The sequence below is a fragment of the Novosphingobium rhizosphaerae genome, from assembly GCF_050920675.1.
Classification (GTDB): domain Bacteria; phylum Pseudomonadota; class Alphaproteobacteria; order Sphingomonadales; family Sphingomonadaceae; genus Novosphingobium; species Novosphingobium rhizosphaerae.
The window spans coordinates 163955-182202 of sequence record NZ_CP137861.1 but is presented as its reverse complement, the minus strand read 5'-3'; the positions used below and the strand labels follow the sequence as shown (position 1 = coordinate 182202).

Below are 18248 nucleotides of genomic sequence, written 5' to 3'. Positions count from 1 at the left end.
CGCGGCTGATGCTGGACATTCGCGCCGCCAAGTGCCAAGGGCGCGCGCGTGTCTGACAGCCTGATCCTCGAAGTCGCCAATGTCGAAACCGATGTCCTGACTGGGATCTATTCGGAGGAGACCGGCCGTCCGCAGCCCTTGCGGATTTCCATCCGGGCTTGGCTCAACCCGCAGGATCGCTACACGGCCGATTGTCCGCTCAACGCCAGCAAGAACTACATGGACCTCAAGCACGCCGCCAGCGACGGTTTGCCCAAAGATGTGCATTTCCAACTGATCGAATCGGTTGCAGACCATATCTGTGAAACCTTGTTCGTTCAGGATGCGCGCGTGAAGCAAGTGGAAGTGAAGATCGTGAAGCTGGCGATCAGCCAGGCTGGCGAAGACATCGGCATGACGCTCACCCGCGCACGGCGCGGATGAGCGGGGACACGAGCGAGGCGCGCCCGCTCGCTCTCGTCACCGGGGGGTGGCGCCGAATCGGGGCCGCGATCGCCCGCAAGCTGGCCAGCGAAGGGTGGGACCTGGCGCTGCACGCGCACCACGTTGCCACGTTCGATCCCGAATTCACTGCGCAATTGCAGTGGCTGGGCGCCGCGGTCTATCCGGTGGCCGGAGACTTGGGCGACAGTGCCTTTCCGGCCGTGATGCTGGCTGACGTGATCGCGCGGGCCGGGCGCGCGCCTTGCCTGCTGGTCAATTGCGCGTCGCTGTTCCAGGACGACACGATCGCGTCGCTCGTGCCCGAAGCGCTCGACCAGCACTTTGGCGTCAATCTCTTCGCCCCGTTGCTGCTGACCCGCGCCTTTGCCCAGGCGCTCGGGGACGGACCTGGGACGCCGCGCGAGGGCGCGGTCGTCAACATTCTCGATCAGCGGGTGCAGAACCCGGTGCCCGACCAGTTGAGCTACACCCTGTCGAAACAGGCCCTGCATGCGGCGGTGCGCACGCTGGCGCGCGCCCTTGCGCCGGGCATCCGGGTCAACGGCGTGGCGCCTGGCCTGATCCTGCCGACGCAGGACTATGACGCGGCGCAGTGGCAGCGGCTGGAAGAGATCATGCCCCTGAAAAGGCTGCCCGGCGCCGACGAAATTGCCGATGCGGTGCACTATCTGGCGACGGCCCGCGCCGTCACGGGACAAACTCTTTTCGTGGATGCCGGCGCGAGCCTTGAATCCTACCCCCGTGACTTCGTATATCTGGAAAGATGAACGCGCCCGCGCCCCTGGTTGACCGCTTCGCGCGGGCCATAACCTACCTTCGCCTGTCGGTGACCGACCGTTGCGACTTGCGCTGCACTTATTGCATGCCTGAGCGCATGACCTTCCTGCCGCGGGCGGAAGTGCTGAGCCTGGAGGAACTCTATCGGCTCAGCCTGCACTTCATCGCGCGCGGAGTGACCAAGCTGCGCCTGACCGGTGGGGAGCCCTGGTGCGGCGCGACATGGTGGACCTGGTCCGCGCGCTCGGCCGGCACCTGGGCGAGGGCGGCCTTCAGGAACTCACGCTTACCACCAACGGCACGCGCCTTGCCGAATTCGCCGACGATCTGGCGGCGGCGGGCGTGCGGCGCATCAACGTCTCGCTCGATACGCTCGACCGCGCGCGCTTTGCCGCGCTGGCCCGGCGCGACAGCCTGCCCCAGGTGCTCGAAGGGCTGGCGGCCGCGCGTGCAGCGGGCCTCAAAGTCAAGCTCAATGCCGTCGCGCTCAAGGGCGTGAACGAGGATGAACTGCCCGATCTGGTCGCCTGGGCCCACGGGCAGGGGCACGATGTCACGCTGATCGAGGTCATGCCGCTGGGCGATGTGGGCGAGGATCGCATCGATCATTACCTGCCGCTCGACGCCGTGCGCCGCGATCTGGAGCAGCGCTGGACGCTGGTGCCCAACGGGCACAGCAGCGGCGGCCCGGCGCGCTATGTCGACATTGCCGAAACCGGCGGACGGCTGGGCTTCATCACCCCGCTGACCGGCAATTTCTGCGCCACGTGCAACCGCGTGCGCGTTACTGCCACGGGCCAGCTTTACATGTGCCTGGGCGGGGAAGGGCGCGTCGATCTGCGCGCGGCCTTGCGTTCGCAAGATCCCGATGCCGCGCTGGCCGATGCCTTTGCCCGCGCCATGGGGGAAAAGCAGGAAGCCCACAGCTTCGTCATCGACCGTGCCGGGGCAGCGCCGGCGGTATCGCGCCATATGTCGATGACCGGCGGCTGAGCGCGATGGCCAAGCTGGTATTCCTCGGCCGCCTGGAAGATCGCGCGGGCTGCGCGGAAATGGCTGTGCCCGCCGGGCCCCTGGCGGATATTCTCGCCAGGCTCGATTCGGCCCTGGCGCTGGATTTGCTGGGTGAGCGCGTGCGCTGGGCGCTCAACGGCAGACTGGTGGGCGAAAGCGAAGCCATGGTCCTGGGCGAGGGCGACGAACTGGCATTCCTGCCGCCGGTAAGCGGCGGCTAGGGTAGCGCTTGGCCGCTCGACCACGCCCAGCCCGAACGGACTTCACGGCGTATCCCCACGCCCGTTTGCGCTGAGCCTGGCGAACGGCGGCGAGTGACATGCCGCCCGCTTTAGGCCCTGAAAGCTATTTTCGCAGGGCCAGTTTTTGACAGCGCCGCGCCCAATCCGTATGGGGGCGGCGCTTGCCGGGCCAGCTTGCCCGGCCCCTTAAGCCCACGATCCGCGACGGATTGCCGGCCGCATGCCAAGGAAAGCCCTTTCGATGTCTCAGCCCCAGGTGGAAGTCGCCACGCTTGAACCCACGGCCGCAGCCACGGTGGAAACCGTGCTCACCGTCCGGCACTGGGACGAGCGCCTGTTCAGCTTCACCATCACCCGCCGGCTTCGTTCCGCTTCCGCTCGGGCGAATTCGTGATGATCGGCCTGCAGGGTGACAATGGCCGCCCGCTGCTGCGCGCCTATTCGGTGGCGAGCCCGGCCTGGGCCGAGGAACTGGAATTCCTCTCGATCAAGGTGCCCGATGGCCCGCTGACCTCGCGCCTCCAGAAGATCCAGCCCGGCGACCAGATCTACCTCGGCAAGAAGCCCACCGGCACGCTCGTTACCGATGCGCTGCTGCCGGGCAAGCGGCTGTTCATGCTGTCCACCGGCACCGGCCTTGCGCCGTTCCTGTCGCTGGCGCGCGATCCCGATGTCTATGAATACTACGAGCAGGTGATCGTGGTGCATTCGGTGCGCAAGGTCAGCGAACTGGCGTTCCACGAGGAACTGTCGAGCGGCTTTGCCGAGGATCCGCTGGTGGGCGAGCAGGCTGCGCAGCAGTTGCACTATGTGCCCACCGTCACGCGTGAGCCGTTCAAGAACAACGTGCGCATCGACAAGCTGATCGAAAGCGGCGCGCTGTTCGAGGGCATTCCGGGCGACGCGAAGCTCGATCCGGCCACCGACCGTGTCATGCTGTGCGGCTCGATGGAAATGATCAAGGATTTCGCCGGCCTGCTCGAAGGCCTGGGCTTTGTCGAAGGCTCCAATGCCAAGCCTGGCGACTTCGTTATCGAACGCGCGTTCGTCGGCTGATGGCATGACGGCAGACGTTCGTCTGACCGATGCGGCATTCGACCCCGCCGCGCTGCTTTCCGCCTTTACCGGGCGGTTTGGCAGCGCGGGCGGGGTCGTCAGCTTTCTGGGCCAAGTACGCGGCGGTGAAGGCGTGGAAGCGCTGGAACTGCGCCATTATGCGCCGCTGACCTTGCCTGGCATGGAAGCGCTGGCCGAAACCGCGCTGGCACGATGGCATCTTGAGGGGCTGCTGGTGATCCACCGCCACGGGGTGATGGCACCCAGTGATCCGATCGTGATGGTCGCCGCCGCCGCACGGCATCGCCGTGATGCCTTTGCCGCCACCGATTTCGTGATGGATCACCTCAAAAGCGACAGCTGGTTCTGGAAGCGGGAAAAGACCGCAGCCGGATGGCGCTGGATCGAACCGCGCGACGAGGACTTTGCCGACCGCGCCCGCTGGTGATTCAACCCTTGATGCGGGTCAGCACGGCATCCTGCTGCGCCACCCGTGCCGCCACCGCATCGCGCGCGGCGACAATCGTCGCGACATCGGGGCCGGGCTGGTCCACCGCGGTAATTTCGGCCTTGGTGGCCATCTGGTCCAGATCGGCCAGCGCGATGGCGGTTTCACTGCGCGCCGATTCGAGCCGTGCCAGCGCCACTTGCGCCAGGTTCCAGGTTTCGCCGCTGCTTGCCGTGCCCTGCGCGCGGGCAACGGCGCGCGTGGCCTCGGGCACCAGGGCGGCAAAGCGGCTGTCGGCCTCGCGTGCGCGCCCTTCGATGGCCGCCAGGCGCTGGGGCAGGCTGGCATCGGTAGGAAGCGGTGCCGGGTTGGCCGGGGCCGGATTGGCAGGGGCGACCTGGGCCTGGCCAAAGGCCCGTTCCGCCGGGCGAATCGCCAGCGAGGGAAAGCGCCCCCGATCGGGTGAGCAGGCGCCCAGCAACAGCGCCGGGGCAGCGATCGCCCCGAACATGCAAAGCCGTTGCAGGGTGGTGAAGCGATTGGACAGGCAGGCCATGGCGGTGCCATAGCATGGTCACCGGTATTCGCCAGTGCCGGCAGGGCGTCATTGCGGATTTCCCGGCGCTGTGGCGTTGACATGCTGGCACGGTTGGACTATCCGCGCCGCTCTTTCCGGGCTTCGCATCATTGCGGGGAACCGGCACATTGCCCGCTGTCCGCGATTCGGAATTGGCCGATCGGGGTGCTTGGTGGGCCAGGCATTTGAAACGGATAGCAGAACCATGTTCGCAATTGTGCGCACGGGCGGCAAGCAGTATCGGGTGGCCGCCGGAGACAAGATCGCGGTGGAAAAGCTGGCTGGTGAAGCCGGTGAAACCATCACCCTCGGTGACGTCCTGCTGGCTGGCAAGGATGGCGAACTGGCCGATGCTTCGGCCATTACCGTCTCGGCGGAAATCATCGCCCAGGCCAAGTCGGAAAAGGTCGTGGTGTTCAAGAAGCGCCGCCGTCACAACTATCGCCGCAAGAACGGCCACCGCCAGCAGATGACCCTGCTGCGCATCGTGTCGGTCGCCTGAGCGCCAGTTCGGAGTAAGCAGAGATGGCACATAAGAAAGCAGGCGGTTCGTCGCGCAACGGTCGCGACTCGCAGTCCAAGCGCCTTGGCGTGAAGAAGTTCGGCGGCCAGGAAGTGGTCGGCGGCAACATCATCATCCGCCAGCGCGGCACCCGCGTGTACCCCGGCGCCAACGTTGGCCTGGGCAAGGACCACACGCTGTTTGCGCTTGCTAACGGCCGCGTGCGTTTCCACGCCGGCAAGCTTGGCCGCAAGTACGTGTCGGTGGACCTGATGGCGCAAGCTGCCGAGTAATCGGATGGTCATGCCAAGGGCCATCCTGTTGGGATGGCCCCGCCGGTTTCGCGCCGGCTGAACGAGGGAGAGGGGCCTGCCCCATCTCCCTTTTTCTTTGTCTCCCTCATCCGCAACCGCGCCATTTGCCTCGAAAACCGAAGCACTTGGCGCACCACGCAATATCCTTGTCACCGGAAAGTGCATAAGCATCCGGCGAAAGGGAGCGGTTGACTGGAGACTACCGATGTTCATTCGCAGCGAGCGGCTGTTCCTGCGGCCCGGCTGGCCGGAAGACTGGGCCGAACTGTTTGGCCTGATCGACGACGAAGCCGTCGTGCGCCATCTGGTGCGCGTGCCATGGCCCTATCATCCCGATGATGCCCGTGCCTATGCCGCACGGGCGCAGAGCGGGCTGTACCCGCATTTCTTCGTCACTTTGCCCGGTGCGGAAGGTGCGCAGCTGATCGGCTGCGTCGGCCTGATGCCCGACGATCATGACCCCAACGGACCACCCCGGCTGGGCTATTGGATCGCGCGGGCGCATTGGGGCCGGGGGTTTGCAACCGAAGCGGCGCGCGCCGTGTTGGCCCTTGCCGCCACGCTCGGCCATCGTCGCGTGGCTGCGCGCCATTTCCTCGACAATCCGGCATCGGGTCGCGTCCTGGCCAAGCTCGGCTTTCGGTCCACCGGGGAAATCCGCCCGGGTGCCAGCCCCGCGCGTGAAGGCGTGGCGCCCACGCTCGGCTACGCGCTCGATCTCGATCCGCCGGGAAATTGCGACGGCGATCGCCGTTCGATGGTGCCCGTGCCCCGCGCCGCTTGAGGCCCGCGGCAACGCGCGCGGGGGCAGCAGTGCCGGTCAGGCCGGCGGTTCTGCCTCCACCGCGTTGCGCGCGGCGCGTTCCTGCTCGAAACGCAAGCAATCCAGGATCTTGGCCCCTGCCATGAACACCGCGCAGGTCGTCGCCAGGAACAGCAGCTTGCCACCAAAGCCGGGAAACCGCGTGAGATAGGCCTGTCCGCGCTCCACGGCGCCCAGCGCCAGGGCATAGATCACCGCAAACGCCTCGAAGCGGTTCTTGATCATGAAGAGGCGGCCGATCTTGCGGAGCATGTCCTGTCCTTGTCCCCTTTCGCGGGTGGTCTCCACCCCCGGGGCTGGCATCCCCGGGGCGGCTTGCGATCCCAGCAGGCTGTCGCAACCTTCGTGCCAATCCAATGTTTCCGGGCGCATTAAACCTTAATGCGCCCTTCATTGTAAAGGGGGGCGACAATCCAGGGACAGGACAGCAACGCGCGTGGCCTCAGGCCAGTTCCTTGGTCGGGAAAGTTCGGCCTTCAGGCCAGTTCGCCCAGGTCCAGCGCATCGAGCAAGGCGTTGCGGGCCGCCACGACCGTTGCCGCCAGTGCCGGCTGGCCCAGATCGGCCGCGTCGATCTGCTCGGGCCAGTGCGTGGCGACGACATGCTCCAGCCGTTCGATTCGCGCGGTATCGAGCAGGAAGCGCGGATCGACCGTGGCCGGATCGGCCACCACGCGCAGGCGCAGGCAGGCGGGCCCGCCGCCATTGGCCATGGACTGGCGCACGTCCACCGGCAGGACCTGACGAATCGGTCCATTCCCGGCGAGCATGGTATCCAGCCAGCCGCGGACTGATGGCGTTTCCCAGGCTTCCAGCGGAATCACCAGCGCCATTTCCCCGCTGGGCAGGGTGAGCAACTGGGCGTTGAACAAGTAAGAGCGAATCGCGTCGGCCAGGCTGACTGCGCTGGCTGGAACGACCACGATCTCGGCCTCGGGCAGGCGCGCGCGAATCGCGGCATAAGTGCCTTCGGGATCGGCAAAGGCCTGTTCGTGGGTAAACAGCACGCGCTCGTTCGCCACGGCCACCACATCGTTGTGAAACGCGCCGGCCGCGATCGCTTCGGGGGCCTGTTCCACAAACAGGCAACGGGCCGGATCGAGCCCGTGGACGCGCGCGATGGCGCGGCTGGCCTGCTCGTGCTGGCGCGCGGGAAAGGCGCCACCGGGGCGGCCATAGACGAAGATTTCCAGGCCCGGCGCATCATGGCTGGTGGCCATGCGCATGTGGTTGGCTGCGCCTTCATCGCCAAAACAGGGCGGCACGGCATCGTGTACGGCGAAGTGGGCGGCGCTGGCAAAGGCCAGGCGCAACTGGCGCACGGTATCGGGCCATTCCTGCGCGCGGTGGGGCATGGTGACGAGGTTGGCGGCCGAGAGATGGCAGCGCCCGTCGGCGGTATCGGCTGCGGGGCTGACCGTGGCGGCGTTGGCCGTCCACATTGCGCTGGCCGACCAGGCGGCGGCGCGCAGCCGGCGCTCGGCCTCGTCGGCAGGCTCGCGGTCCGTCAGGCCCAATTGTGCCAGAAACGCCGGGTTGGGGCGGGGCAGGGGTACAAACAGGCCCTGCGCCAGTCCCAGGCCCAGGTTGTGCCGCATCTTGCCGAGGCCCTGCAGTGCCGCCGCGCGCGGGTAGGACACTTGACCCGCGTGACTGGCCGAAGCGAGGTTGCCCAAGCTCAGCCCGGCATAGTTGTGGCTGGGGCCGACCAGGCCGTCGAAGTTGATTTCCACCGTCGCCATCTGTTTGTTTCCGTCCTTCAGCGGTCCACATGCCACACCGTGTCGCCGGGCCGCACATCGAGCGCAGCAGCGGCAACCGGATCGAGGATCAGGCCTTCTGGCCCATCGGTCACTTCCCCCAGGGTGCAGCGAAATTCGGCGAGGCGCCCGGTGGCGACCAATGCCTGGCGGGCGGGGCCATGCCCTTCGGGCGCGGCCACCTGCGCGAGCGTGGCAGCGCGCGCGCCGGCGATGGAGCGTACCTGGTCGGTCCGCGCGCTCAGCGTGGGGCCACCATCGAAAATGTCGACATAGCCTTCATAGGCAAAGCCTTCGGCCTCCAGCATGCGCATGGCGGGGCGGCCGTTGGGGTGGGGCATGCCGATCACGCTGCGCGCGCTTTCCGGCAGCATCGCCACGTAGACGGGATGCTTGGGCATCAGGTCGGCAATGAACTGGTTGCCGTTCAAGGCATTGAAATGGTCGGCATCCTGAAAGCCCATGCCGAAGAACTTGCCGCCTACCGCGTCCCAGAATGCCGATCCGCCGCGCTCGTCGATCACCCCGCGCAGTTCGGCCAGGATGCGCGGGCCAAAGCGGGCGCGGTGCATGGCGATGAACAGATAACGGCTGCGCGCCAGCAGCAGCCCCAGCCCGCCCGCGCGCTCGCCGGGGTGCAGGAACAGGCCGCCCACTTCGCTCGATCCTTCCAGGTCGGTGACCAGATGGAGCATCTCGGCGCGGAACGTGCGGTCCAGTTCCTTGGAATGCTGGGTCAGCGTGGTGAGGCGATAGGAATAGAACGGCCCGCTGCGCCCGACGCAGGCAAAGATCTGCGCCGTGCCGCGCAGATCGCCGGTGGCCACGTTTTCCAGCACCATGACGAACAGTTCGTCGCCTGGCCCATCGGGCAGGCGCTCGCGCGGCTCGGCAAAGGCGGCGGCGGCGCGTTCCAGCTTGGCGCGCAGCGAGGCGCGGTCGGCGGGCAGGTTGGTAAAGCCGCTGCCGCCCAGCTTGGCCATTTCATACATGGCCTCAAGGTCGGTGGGCCGCGCGGCGCGAATACGGAACGTCATCGTTCATTCCCCGCCCGAGAGACGATGGAGCACCAGCGCTGAGAGCGCCGCGCGCTCGGCCAGCGAGGGCACGATCAGGAACTCCTGCGGCGAATGGATCGATCCGCCACGCACGCCCATCGTATCCACCACCGGCACCCCCAGCGCGGCGATGTTGTTGCCATCGCACACGCCGCCGGTGTCTTTCCAGCCGATGGTCTGGCCCAGCGCGGCGCCGCACGTCCGCACCAGATGGAACAGGGCCTGGGCTGGCGGGGTGAGTGGCTTGGGCGGGCGGCTGATCCCGCCGTGGACATGGATGGCAACGCCGTGCACGCGCTCCACTTCGGTCACGGCCTGGCCCAGCGCCACGGCAAAGCCTTGCGCATCCTCGGTGCTGGCGGGGCGGATGTTCCAGCGCAGCACGGCCTTGTCGGGAACCACGTTGTTGGCGCTGCCCCCGTCGATCCGCGCGGGGTTCACCGAAAGCCCGGCGCGGTGCAGTGCCTTGAGGCGAAGGGCAAGGTCTGCCGCGGCCACGATGGCGTTGCGGCCATCGTCCGGGTTGCGCCCGGCGTGGGCCGATGTGCCGGTGATCACGGCGGAATAATTGCCGCTGCCCGCCCGCGCGCCGGCCAGCGTGCCATCGGGGAGGGCCGAAGGTTCATACGTCAGCGCCGCCGCCTTGCCCGCTGCCAGCCGGGCGATCAGCGGGGCGGAGGACAGGCTGCCGGTTTCCTCGTCGGCATTGATCATCACGTCGTAGCCGACTTGCGCCGCAGCCGGGCTGCGCTCGAAGGCGAGGAGGGCGGCCAGCATGACGGCAATGCCACCTTTCATGTCGGCCACGCCGGGGCCATTGAGCGTCACTTCGTCAAGCCAGGTGGCCGTCTGGAACGGATCGCTGGCCGGGAACACCGTGTCCATATGCCCCGTCAGCAAATAGCGCCGCGGCGCATCTGGCCGCACGCGCACCACCAGATGCGCGCCATGGTCCAGAAGGCCCAAGGTGCCATCCGGCCCCACGGTTTCCACCGGGGCCGGCGGTTCCAGCTGCACCGTGCCGGGCAGGGCGGCAAAGGCATCGGCCAGGAGGCCGGCCTGCGCGGCCAGCCCGGACAAGTTGCGGGTGCCCGTGTTGATCGCGCTCCACGCCAGGACCTGGGACAGCAGGGCGGCGCCCTCGATCCGGGCAAGCAGGGCCTGTTCGGAGCCTGAAAGTTCGCGGGCGGAAAACTGTTGCATCGGAAACCACGCCTAGCGGTTCCCGCGGCCGGGGTGAACCCCCTGCCTAAGCCGCAGCGAATGGAACCCGGTTGCCAAGCGCGGGCGAATCGGGCAAAACAAGGGCGTTCCTCCCCAGGTTCAATAGGCAGGTCGGCAGGGTTTCGGTATCGACTCGATACGGGGCCACGAGCCGGTCTTGCCGTGCCCGTTTTGACGACAAAGGCAGATGACCATGGGTGAGTTTACCGAAATTGCCGACTTGCGCCCCCGCACCACGCGCGCCGGGTTGCATGTGGATGCCGCGCTGGCGGCCTTCCTGGAAAGCGACGTGCTGGCGCCCCTGGCGCTTGACGTGGGCGCGTTCTGGACGGGCTTTGCCGCGCTGGTGGCCCGGTTTGCCCCGGTCAATCGCGCGCTGCTCGACACGCGTGACACGATCCAGGCCGCGATTGATGCCTGGCATCTGGCCCGGGCCGGCCAGCAGCATGATCCGGCCGCCTATCGCGCCTTGCTGGAAGAAATCGGCTATATCGTGGCCGAGCCGGCGCCCTTTGCCGTGGGCACGCAAGGCGTCGATGCCGAGATTGCCACGATGGCCGGCCCCCAACTGGTCGTGCCCGTGCTCAACGATCGCTTCCTGCTCAATGCCGCCAATGCGCGCTGGGGCAGCCTTTACGATGCGTGGTACGGCACCGATGCGCTCGATGCCGCCCCGGCGCTGCCCGGCGGCTATGACCCGGCGCGCGGCGCGGCGGTGATTGCGGCCGGGCGCGCGTTCCTTGATGCCGCGCTGCCCTTGGCGGGCGGATCGTGGGGCGATTGGGATGGGCAGGGCGTGCCCGCGCTGGCCGATCCGGCGCAGTGGGTTGGCCACAAGCCGGGCGGACTGCTGTTCGTGCATAACGGGTTGCACATCGAACTGGTGATTGATCGCGCGCACCCCGTGGGCGCCACCGACCAGGCCGGCCTCGCCGACATCGTGCTGGAAGCGGCGCTGACCACGATCGTCGATCTGGAGGATTCGATCGCGGCGGTGGATGCGGAAGACAAGCTGGTGGCCTATCGCCACTGGCTGGGCCTGATGCGCGGGGACCTGACCGCCCATTTCGCCAAGGGCGGCAAGACGCTGAGCCGCTCGCTCGAGCCCGATCGCACCTGGACCGCGCCCGATGGCTCCGCCTTCACGTTGCCCGGGCGCAGCCTGCTGTTCGTGCGCAATGTCGGCCACCTGATGACCAACCCGGCGATCCTGTTGGCCGATGGTGCCGAGATTCCCGAAGGCATCATGGACGCGGTGATCACCTCGGCCATCGCCATGCACGACGTGATGCAGAAGGGCCGCTATCGCAACAGCCGCGAGGGATCGATCTACATCGTCAAGCCCAAGATGCATGGGCCCGAGGAAGTGGCCTTCACCAACGACTTGTTCGATGCGGTGGAAGACCTGCTGTGCCTGCCGCGCCATACCATCAAGGTGGGCGTGATGGACGAGGAGCGTCGCACCAGCGCCAACCTGGCCGCGTGCATCGCGGCGGTGAAGGACCGCGTGGTGTTCATCAACACCGGCTTCCTCGATCGCACGGGCGATGAAATCCACACCTCGATGCAGGCCGGACCGATGATCCGCAAGGGTGCGATGAAGCAATCGGGCTGGATCGCCGCCTATGAAGCGCGCAACGTGGGGATCGGCCTGGCGTGCGGGCTTTCGGGCAAGGCGCAGATCGGCAAGGGCATGTGGGCCGCGCCCGATCGCATGCGTGCGATGGTGGCCGAAAAGATCGCCCATCCGCAAACCGGCGCCAACACCGCCTGGGTCCCGTCGCCCACCGCGGCCACGCTTCACGCCACCCATTACCACCAGGTGGACGTGTTCGGCCTGAGGCCCGAGATCGCCGCGCGGCCGGTGCCCTCGCTCGATGCCCTGCTGGCCATTCCGCTGGCCGATGGGGCGAACTGGTCGGAAGCGGATATCCGCGCCGAGCTGGACAACAATGCGCAAGGCCTGCTGGGCTACGTCGTGCGCTGGATCGACCAGGGCGTGGGCTGTTCCAAGGTGCCCGATCTGGATGACGTGGGCCTGATGGAAGACCGCGCCACCTTGCGCATTTCCAGCCAACATCTGGCCAACTGGCTGCTGCATGGGGTGTGCACGCGCGCACAGGTGATGGATGCGTTGCAGCGCATGGCCGCCAAGGTGGATGCGCAGAATGCCGGCGATCCGGCTTACGAACCGATGGCCGGCAACTGGGAAACCAGCTTTGCCTTCCGCGCCGCCTGCGATCTGGTGTTCCAGGGTGTGAGCCAGCCCAGCGGCTATACCGAGCCGCTGCTCCACGCCTGGCGCCGGCGCAAGAAGGCAGCGGCCTTGGTGGCAGAACCTGCCTGAACGATCGGCGGGGCGGGGTGTTCTGGCGCGCCGCCCCGCTTGCCCCGCAGCGCGCTTGTTGCCATGGCGGTTCCAGTCGCTTTTTCCGATGACATGGAACCTGGAAAGACAATGCTGCAACTGATCGAGGCCAATTGGCCGTTGGTGGCTGGCGCCGTGGCGCTGCTGCTGGTGGTGGCAATCCTGCTGCTGCGCCGCGCCGGCAAGGCGCCCGAGCGCCGCGAATTCAACGATGTGCTGTCTGAAGGGGCCGCGCCTGCGCAGCGCAACACCGCGCTGATCGATGCGCCGCCTGCGGCCGCGATCGTCACGCCTGCGCCGCCACCGGTGGAGCCCGCACCAGTTGCAGAGGGTGACGACCTCACCCGGATCAAGGGCCTTGGCCCCAAGCTCAAGACGCTGCTGGCTGGCCTTGGCGTGACGCGGTTCGAGCAGATCGCGGCATGGAGCGACGAAGACGTGGCGCGGATCGACGCGCAATTGGGCGCCTTTGCCGGCCGCCCCACGCGGGACAATTGGGTGGAACAGGCCAAGCTGCTGAGCAGTGGTGACACCGCTGCCTATGAAGACAAGTTCGGGAAGCTGTAACGCTATTCCTGTGCCTGGGGTGCGGCCGGCGTCGCCCCCGTGGCAGGCCGCGCGCCGCAACGGCGGATCAGCGCGCGCACGAGATCGCTGCCAGGCACGCTGATCTTGCCGGCATCGGGCAGCGTGCCCACGAACGGTCCTTCGAACACGTCCGCTGCCGGATCGCCCGCGGGCAGGCTGCCCTGCCAGAGATAGCCCTGCGATCCCGGCACGGCGGTGGCATCCACCGCCAGCCGCACGATGCGCTTGCGCCCCTGCAGGGCGAACAGCGCCTGCGCGCCCACTTCGGCCGGCACATGCCGCGTCACCACCAGCACGCCCTGCCGGCAGGCAAGCGACAGGTCCGGCCCAGCGCCCGGCGCGCCATAGTGCACGCTGTCGCCGCCAGGTGCACCGGCCCAGATCGGCTTCTCGTTGCCGGCCGGCGCTGCGGGCAAAGGTTGGCTTTCGGGCAGCGGCACGCGCACGGCATTGAGCGGGGCTCCGCTATCCTGCGGCGCGGGCGCCTTTTGCGAACAGGCGGCAAGGACAAGCAGGGCGAGCAGCGAAACCGGACGACGCAAGATCATGGCTTGGGTGCTATCGCGGACCGGCGCGGCAAGCAACCATGTGAGTCCCCCCTCCGACCGCCTGCGGCCGCCACCTCCCTCCGCGTTGCGGAGGGAGGATCAAAGCCTCTCCCGCGTGCGAGAAGGGTTGGGGGAGGGCATGTCACCCTCTCCTTACTTCCCCCACTTCTTTTGAGACTTGCCGTAGCGGGTCTTGCGGGTGCCGGGCTTGCCTTCGTTGCTGCGGCCCACGATGGGCGCCTTGTGCTCGCCTTCGGGCAGGCCGAGTTCGGTCGCTTCCAGGCGGCGGATCTCGTCGCGCAGGCGGCCCGCTTCTTCGAATTCCAGATCGGCGGCGGCATTGCGCATGCGCTTTTCCAGGTCTTCGATGTGGCTGCGCAGGTTGTGGCCGACGAGATTGTTGGTGGTGTCGTCGTCCAGATCCACCAGCACGCCGTCGCGGCTGGCCGTATCGGCGATGATGTCGGCAATCTGGCGCTTGATCGTGGCCGGGGTGATGCCGTGCAACTCGTTGTAGGCATTCTGCTTTTCACGGCGGCGATCGGTTTCGGCAATCGCGCGTTCCATGGACCCGGTCATGCGGTCGGCATAGAGGATCACGCGCCCGTCCACGTTGCGCGCGGCTCGGCCGATGGTCTGGATCAGTGAGGTTTCCGAACGCAGGAAACCTTCCTTGTCCGCGTCGAGAATGCAGACCAGCCCGCATTCGGGAATGTCGAGCCCCTCGCGCAGCAGGTTGATCCCCACCAGCACGTCATAGACGCCCAGGCGCAAGTCGCGGATCAGTTCGATGCGCTCCAGCGTCTCCACGTCGGAGTGCATGTAGCGCACGCGCAGGCCCGCTTCGTGCATGAACTCGGTCAGGTCCTCGGCCATGCGCTTGGTCAGCGTGGTAACCAGGGTGCGATAGCCGTTCTGTGCGGTGAGGCGGCATTCGTTGATGCAGTCCTGCACCTGGTCTTCGACCGGGCGGATCAGCACCGGCGGATCGATCAGGCCGGTGGGGCGGATCACCTGTTCGGCAAAGACGCCACCCGATTGCTCCATCTCCCAATTGCCTGGCGTTGCCGAAACGGCAAACGTCTGCGGGCGCATCGCGTCCCATTCGTTGAAGCGCAGCGGACGGTTGTCGATGCAACTGGGCAAGCGGAAGCCATATTCGGCCAGCGTCATCTTGCGGCGGTGGTCGCCCCGCGCCATGGCGCCGATCTGCGGCACGGTCTGGTGGCTTTCGTCCACGAACAGCAGGGCATTGTCGGGCAGGTATTCGAACAGGGTCGGCGGCGGCTCGCCCGGCAGGCGCCCGGTGAGGAAGCGCGAATAGTTTTCGATCCCCGCGCACGATCCGGTGGCGGCCATCATTTCCAGGTCGAAATGGGTGCGCTGCTCCAGCCGCTGCGCTTCCAGCAGCTTGCCCTCGGCCTGAAGCTCCTTGAGCCGCTCTGCCAGTTCGAACTTGATCGCCTCGCGCGCCTGCATCAGCGTGGGACCGGGCGTGACGTGGTGCGAGTTGGCGTAAACGCGCACTTGCGACAACCGCGTGTCGGCCTTGCCGGTCAGTGGATCGAATTCGGCAATGTCTTCGATTTCGTCGCCGAAAAAGCTGATGCGCCAGGCGGTGTCCTCGTAGTGCGAGGGGAAGATCTCGAGGTTGTCGCCCCGCACGCGGAACGTGCCGCGCTGGAACGCATGGTCGTTGCGCTTGTACTGCAAGGCCACCAGCTTGCGCACGATCTCGCCCTGGTCGACGCTTTCGCCCTTCTTGAGGTCGAACACCATGGCCGAATAGGTTTCGACCGAGCCGATGCCATAGAGGCACGAGACCGAAGCGACGATGATCACGTCATCGCGTTCGAGCAGCGCGCGCGTTGCCGAGTGGCGCATGCGGTCGATCGCCTCGTTCACCGAGCTTTCCTTCTCGATGTAGGTGTCCGACCGCGGCACATAGGCTTCGGGCTGGTAATAATCGTAGTACGAGACGAAATATTCCACCGCGTTTTCGGGGAAGAAGCTCTTCATCTCGCCATAGAGCTGCGCCGCGAGGATCTTGTTGGGCGCCAGGATCAGGGCGGGGCGCTGCAATTCCTCGATCACCTTGGCCATGGTGAAGGTCTTGCCCGAGCCGGTGACGCCCAGCAGCACTTGCGTGCGCTCCCCCTCGCGCGCGCTGGCCACGAGATCGGCGATCGCAGTGGGCTGGTCGCCGGCCGGGCTATAGTCCGACACCACCTTGAACGGGCGGCCCGGCTCCAGCTTTTCCGGTCGCTGGGGCTTGTGCGGCACGAAGTTGCCGGATGTGTCGGGCTCTTCCAGCCCCCTGCGGATGATGATTTCGGCCATGGGCAACATATGGGGAACATGGTCGCCAGATGCAATCGGCGGCAAAGCGCCCGATCATGCCATGGCCTTGGCCGACATGGCGTGATAGCGTCTCCCGCCCAATCGGGAGAGTGACGATGATTGCCAAGACCCCATCCGCCTTGCTTGGGCCCGCCCTGCTGGTTGTGGCGCTGTTGCTGCCAGGCTGCAAGAAAGAGCCCACCGTGGTGGCCAAGGATGCCGACGCGGGCGAAGTGGCGGCCAAGGTGGCCGAGGCCGGCGTGAAGTTTCAGCCCGGCGCCTGGACTACGCAGGTCAAGGCGATCGACATCGACATGCCCGGCATGCCCCCCGAAATGGTCGGCAAGATGAAGGAAGCCCTGGGCCGCGCCCGCGCTGAGCGATCCTGCCTGACCAAGGAAAAGGCGGCGCGCCCGGATGGCGATTTCTTTGGGCAGGCAGACAAGACCTGTCGGTACAAGACCTTTGCCATGGCCGACGGCAAGATCGACGGCGTGCTCAATTGCGGGCGCGGTGGCGCGACGCAGACCATCACCCTCAAGGGCACGTACGATGCCCAGCACTTCGCCATGGACATGGACATGACCGGCACCGGCCCGGCCGGCAAGCAGATGCGCATGCACGTCGCCACGCAGTCCACCCACGCGGGCGAATGCACCCCGCAGGAAAAGGCCCAGGCCGAAGCCGACGAGAAGGCGGCGGCGATCTAGGCGCGTTTGCGGTCAACGGCGGTGGGTTTTAAATCCGGCGGTGTCTGCCAGGGGCGCCGCCGTCCCGGCCGAAGCCCGTGGCGGCACAGCCATTCTATCTATTTATGGTTAAATAGAAGTAAAAATCTTTACTTCTGAACTTGTACTGCAAGCGCCATTTAAAATGACACAATGCCATTGATCATGACTTGTATTTTATGGGATGATGCCCCGGGGTTGTGAATACGGGGGTCTTCATGATCGGCGAAGTTCTTGCCGTGGTTGATGCGGTGCTGGCGGTGTGCCTGCTGATTTTGATATGCAAAGCTGCCGCATTGCCGCACAGGCGCAGGCGTTCGGGGCGCAAGCGTCCTGAATTGTTGCTCATGGCTGGCTGTGCCACAGTGCTTGGGCTGATTCCGGCCGCCGTGGCCTCGCCCGAGGATCGCCGTCCGATGCCGCTGCGGCTGGAGCGTGCGAAGCCCTGGGTGGACGTGGAAAACGTGGTGACGTTTCCCCAGGCGGGGATCGCCTGTCGCGAGCAGGAGGACCTGCACGCGGTCATCGCGTTGCGCCAGAGCGGACGCACCACCAAGATGCGGTCCTATCTCGATACCGTCGATGGGGATGGCCCGCGCTGCTACATGCTGTCGGCCCAGCGCCGTTACAAGGTGATCGACGAACACCCCAGCGCCGGTGACACGCCCGATGCCATGGTGCTGGAAATCGTACCCGCGGGTGTGACGGCGGCCGCCAGTGGCCTGTTCACCCTGGCGCTCGACCGGAGCCAGGTTCGCCTCGCTGCGCCGGGCGCTCAATCATAGGCATAAGGCCCGCCCACCTCGATCGCGCGGCGATAGGCGGGTAGGGCCTGGATCTTGTCCAGCCAGGCGATCGTATGGGGCCGGGTGCGGTCCAGGCCGGCGCGGGCGCGGGCGGCTTCCAGGGGGAAGCTCATCATCACGTCGGCCGCGGTCATGCGCTCGCCCGCGAACCACGGCCGGCTGGCGAGTTCGCGTTCGACGAAATCGAGATGCACGTCGATCAGCGGCTGGATTTTCTTGAGCGCGATCTTGCCCATGATCGGCACGCGCGACAGCACCAGCTTGAGCAGCAGCGGCGGCATCATCGACCCCTCGGCATAGTGCAGGAACATGGTGTAACGCAGCGCGTCGTCCTCGTCTTCAGGCGCACCGAGCCAGCCGCCCGCCTTGGCCACCAGGTATTCCACGATGGCGCCGCTTTCGGCCAGCACGCGGCCCTCGTCCTCCATCACCGGCGATTTGCCCAGCGGATGCACCGCGCGCAGCTCGGGCGGGGCGAACATGGTCTTGGCGTCACGCTCGTAGCGACGCAGCGCATAGGGCAGGCCCAGCTCTTCCAGCAGCCATAGCACGCGTTGCGAGCGGGAATTGTTGAGATGGTGGACGATGATCATGACGCCTCCTTGGGCAATTGGCGGGACGGCTGTCGGCC

The 18248-nt window shown here is 66.6% G+C and carries 19 protein-coding genes and 2 pseudogenes; 13 read left to right on the top strand and 8 right to left on the bottom strand.

Features of this window, described 5'->3' with window-relative positions; genetic code table 11:
- The first annotated feature begins 48 nt into the window (after positions 1–48).
- From R9J51_RS00870 to R9J51_RS00845, 6 genes and pseudogenes are all read left to right on the top strand, one after another.
- On the top strand, positions 49–423 hold the full coding sequence (locus R9J51_RS00870) for a dihydroneopterin aldolase (protein ID WP_168556391.1): 375 nt from the start codon (positions 49–51) through the stop codon (positions 421–423).
- Entirely contained in the window at positions 420–1211 is a 792-nt protein-coding gene (locus R9J51_RS00865) for an SDR family oxidoreductase (protein ID WP_179505593.1), read from the top strand. Before R9J51_RS00870 ends, R9J51_RS00865 begins: the two co-directional genes overlap by 4 nt.
- A pseudogene (moaA, locus tag R9J51_RS00860) lies at positions 1208–2214 on the top strand (GTP 3',8-cyclase MoaA). Before R9J51_RS00865 ends, moaA begins: the two are co-directional and overlap by 4 nt.
- 5 nt (positions 2215–2219) lie before the next feature.
- Complete coding sequence (locus R9J51_RS00855) at positions 2220–2456, top strand: MoaD/ThiS family protein (protein WP_168556394.1); 237 nt, start codon at positions 2220–2222, stop codon at positions 2454–2456.
- Positions 2457–2718: 262 nt separating this feature from the next.
- Positions 2719–3533 (top strand): annotated as a pseudogene (locus tag R9J51_RS00850) (ferredoxin--NADP reductase).
- A gap of 4 nt (positions 3534–3537) precedes the next feature.
- A complete protein-coding gene (locus tag R9J51_RS00845) occupies positions 3538–3981 on the top strand; it encodes a molybdenum cofactor biosynthesis protein MoaE (protein ID WP_169476669.1) in 444 nt (147 codons plus the stop codon).
- A 1-nt stretch (position 3982) separates the two neighbouring features.
- On the opposite strand, the gene R9J51_RS00840 is transcribed toward R9J51_RS00845, so the two are convergent.
- Positions 3983–4537 (bottom strand): hypothetical protein, encoded by a 555-nt coding sequence (locus R9J51_RS00840; protein ID WP_179505591.1) that lies wholly within the window; start codon positions 4535–4537, stop codon positions 3983–3985.
- Positions 4538–4763: 226 nt separating this feature from the next.
- Between R9J51_RS00840 and rplU the strand changes: the two genes are divergently transcribed.
- The 3 genes from rplU to R9J51_RS00825 all read left to right on the top strand — a co-directional run bounded on the left by rplU (position 4764) and on the right by R9J51_RS00825 (position 6158).
- The gene (gene rplU, locus R9J51_RS00835) at positions 4764–5060 is read left to right on the top strand and encodes a 50S ribosomal protein L21 (RefSeq protein ID WP_022678098.1); all 297 of its coding nucleotides are present in this window, start codon (positions 4764–4766) and stop codon (positions 5058–5060) included.
- Between the two features lie 23 nt (positions 5061–5083).
- Complete coding sequence (gene rpmA / locus R9J51_RS00830) at positions 5084–5353, top strand: 50S ribosomal protein L27 (protein WP_110761659.1); 270 nt, start codon at positions 5084–5086, stop codon at positions 5351–5353.
- 226 nt (positions 5354–5579) lie between these two features.
- Positions 5580–6158 (top strand): GNAT family N-acetyltransferase, encoded by a 579-nt coding sequence (locus R9J51_RS00825; protein ID WP_179505590.1) that lies wholly within the window; start codon positions 5580–5582, stop codon positions 6156–6158.
- Between the two features lie 36 nt (positions 6159–6194).
- Here R9J51_RS00825 and R9J51_RS00820 read toward each other — a convergent pair whose 3' ends face one another.
- The 4 genes from R9J51_RS00820 to R9J51_RS00805 form a co-directional block, all read right to left on the bottom strand.
- Positions 6195–6449, bottom strand: coding sequence for a hypothetical protein (locus R9J51_RS00820; protein ID WP_168556399.1), 255 nt, complete (start codon positions 6447–6449; stop codon positions 6195–6197).
- A gap of 224 nt (positions 6450–6673) precedes the next feature.
- The gene (locus R9J51_RS00815) at positions 6674–7939 is read right to left on the bottom strand and encodes an N-succinylarginine dihydrolase (RefSeq protein WP_179505589.1); all 1266 of its coding nucleotides are present in this window, start codon (positions 7937–7939) and stop codon (positions 6674–6676) included.
- Positions 7940–7956: 17 nt separating this feature from the next.
- On the bottom strand, positions 7957–8994 hold the full coding sequence (locus R9J51_RS00810) for an arginine N-succinyltransferase (RefSeq protein WP_179505588.1): 1038 nt from the start codon (positions 8992–8994) through the stop codon (positions 7957–7959).
- 3 nt (positions 8995–8997) lie between these two features.
- Positions 8998–10218: a hydrolase gene (locus tag R9J51_RS00805; protein WP_179505587.1), complete on the bottom strand. Its 1221-nt coding sequence runs from the start codon at positions 10216–10218 to the stop codon at positions 8998–9000.
- Between the two features lie 214 nt (positions 10219–10432).
- Between R9J51_RS00805 and R9J51_RS00800 the strand changes: the two genes are divergently transcribed.
- Together R9J51_RS00800 and R9J51_RS00795 are read left to right on the top strand one after the other, a co-directional pair.
- A complete protein-coding gene (locus R9J51_RS00800) occupies positions 10433–12586 on the top strand; it encodes a malate synthase G (RefSeq protein WP_179505586.1) in 2154 nt (717 codons plus the stop codon).
- Between the two features lie 111 nt (positions 12587–12697).
- Complete coding sequence (locus R9J51_RS00795; RefSeq protein ID WP_169476847.1) at positions 12698–13174, top strand: hypothetical protein; 477 nt, start codon at positions 12698–12700, stop codon at positions 13172–13174.
- Positions 13175–13176: 2 nt separating this feature from the next.
- Here the strand turns inward: R9J51_RS00795 and R9J51_RS00790 are convergent, their stop codons facing one another.
- Together R9J51_RS00790 and uvrB are read right to left on the bottom strand one after the other, a co-directional pair.
- Positions 13177–13743: a hypothetical protein gene (locus R9J51_RS00790; protein WP_179505585.1), complete on the bottom strand. Its 567-nt coding sequence runs from the start codon at positions 13741–13743 to the stop codon at positions 13177–13179.
- A gap of 153 nt (positions 13744–13896) precedes the next feature.
- Positions 13897–16083, bottom strand: a complete 2187-nt coding sequence (gene uvrB, locus R9J51_RS00785; protein WP_168556406.1) for an excinuclease ABC subunit UvrB — start codon at positions 16081–16083, stop codon at positions 13897–13899.
- A 116-nt stretch (positions 16084–16199) separates the two neighbouring features.
- Between uvrB and R9J51_RS00780 the strand changes: the two genes are divergently transcribed.
- Both R9J51_RS00780 and R9J51_RS00775 read left to right on the top strand, forming a co-directional pair.
- Positions 16200–16793, top strand: coding sequence for a DUF3617 domain-containing protein (locus R9J51_RS00780; protein WP_168556407.1), 594 nt, complete (start codon positions 16200–16202; stop codon positions 16791–16793).
- Positions 16794–17158: 365 nt separating this feature from the next.
- Positions 17159–17596, top strand: coding sequence for a hypothetical protein (locus tag R9J51_RS00775; RefSeq protein ID WP_179505584.1), 438 nt, complete (start codon positions 17159–17161; stop codon positions 17594–17596).
- On the opposite strand, the gene R9J51_RS00770 is transcribed toward R9J51_RS00775, so the two are convergent.
- Positions 17587–18210 (bottom strand): glutathione S-transferase, encoded by a 624-nt coding sequence (locus R9J51_RS00770; protein ID WP_179505583.1) that lies wholly within the window; start codon positions 18208–18210, stop codon positions 17587–17589. The genes R9J51_RS00775 and R9J51_RS00770 overlap by 10 nt on opposite strands.
- Positions 18211–18248: the final 38 nt, after the last annotated feature.

What these genes read in the sequence shown, in the direction of transcription:
- R9J51_RS00865 (WP_179505593.1), top strand. Translation starts at nt 420, where the DNA reads ATGAGCGGGGACACGAGCGAGGCGCGCCCGCTCGCTCTCGTCACCGGG.
- R9J51_RS00855 (WP_168556394.1), top strand. Translation starts at nt 2,220, where the DNA reads ATGGCCAAGCTGGTATTCCTCGGCCGCCTGGAAGATCGCGCGGGCTGC.
- R9J51_RS00845 (WP_169476669.1), top strand. Translation starts at nt 3,538, where the DNA reads ATGACGGCAGACGTTCGTCTGACCGATGCGGCATTCGACCCCGCCGCG.
- R9J51_RS00840 (WP_179505591.1), bottom strand. Translation starts at nt 4,537, where the DNA reads ATGGCCTGCCTGTCCAATCGCTTCACCACCCTGCAACGGCTTTGCATG.
- rplU (WP_022678098.1), top strand. Translation starts at nt 4,764, where the DNA reads ATGTTCGCAATTGTGCGCACGGGCGGCAAGCAGTATCGGGTGGCCGCC.
- rpmA (WP_110761659.1), top strand. Translation starts at nt 5,084, where the DNA reads ATGGCACATAAGAAAGCAGGCGGTTCGTCGCGCAACGGTCGCGACTCG.
- R9J51_RS00825 (WP_179505590.1), top strand. Translation starts at nt 5,580, where the DNA reads ATGTTCATTCGCAGCGAGCGGCTGTTCCTGCGGCCCGGCTGGCCGGAA.
- R9J51_RS00820 (WP_168556399.1), bottom strand. Translation starts at nt 6,449, where the DNA reads ATGCTCCGCAAGATCGGCCGCCTCTTCATGATCAAGAACCGCTTCGAG.
- R9J51_RS00815 (WP_179505589.1), bottom strand. Translation starts at nt 7,939, where the DNA reads ATGGCGACGGTGGAAATCAACTTCGACGGCCTGGTCGGCCCCAGCCAC.
- R9J51_RS00810 (WP_179505588.1), bottom strand. Translation starts at nt 8,994, where the DNA reads ATGACGTTCCGTATTCGCGCCGCGCGGCCCACCGACCTTGAGGCCATG.
- R9J51_RS00805 (WP_179505587.1), bottom strand. Translation starts at nt 10,218, where the DNA reads ATGCAACAGTTTTCCGCCCGCGAACTTTCAGGCTCCGAACAGGCCCTG.
- R9J51_RS00800 (WP_179505586.1), top strand. Translation starts at nt 10,433, where the DNA reads ATGGGTGAGTTTACCGAAATTGCCGACTTGCGCCCCCGCACCACGCGC.
- R9J51_RS00795 (WP_169476847.1), top strand. Translation starts at nt 12,698, where the DNA reads ATGCTGCAACTGATCGAGGCCAATTGGCCGTTGGTGGCTGGCGCCGTG.
- R9J51_RS00790 (WP_179505585.1), bottom strand. Translation starts at nt 13,743, where the DNA reads ATGATCTTGCGTCGTCCGGTTTCGCTGCTCGCCCTGCTTGTCCTTGCC.
- uvrB (WP_168556406.1), bottom strand. Translation starts at nt 16,083, where the DNA reads ATGGCCGAAATCATCATCCGCAGGGGGCTGGAAGAGCCCGACACATCC.
- R9J51_RS00780 (WP_168556407.1), top strand. Translation starts at nt 16,200, where the DNA reads ATGATTGCCAAGACCCCATCCGCCTTGCTTGGGCCCGCCCTGCTGGTT.
- R9J51_RS00775 (WP_179505584.1), top strand. Translation starts at nt 17,159, where the DNA reads ATGGCTGGCTGTGCCACAGTGCTTGGGCTGATTCCGGCCGCCGTGGCC.
- R9J51_RS00770 (WP_179505583.1), bottom strand. Translation starts at nt 18,210, where the DNA reads ATGATCATCGTCCACCATCTCAACAATTCCCGCTCGCAACGCGTGCTA.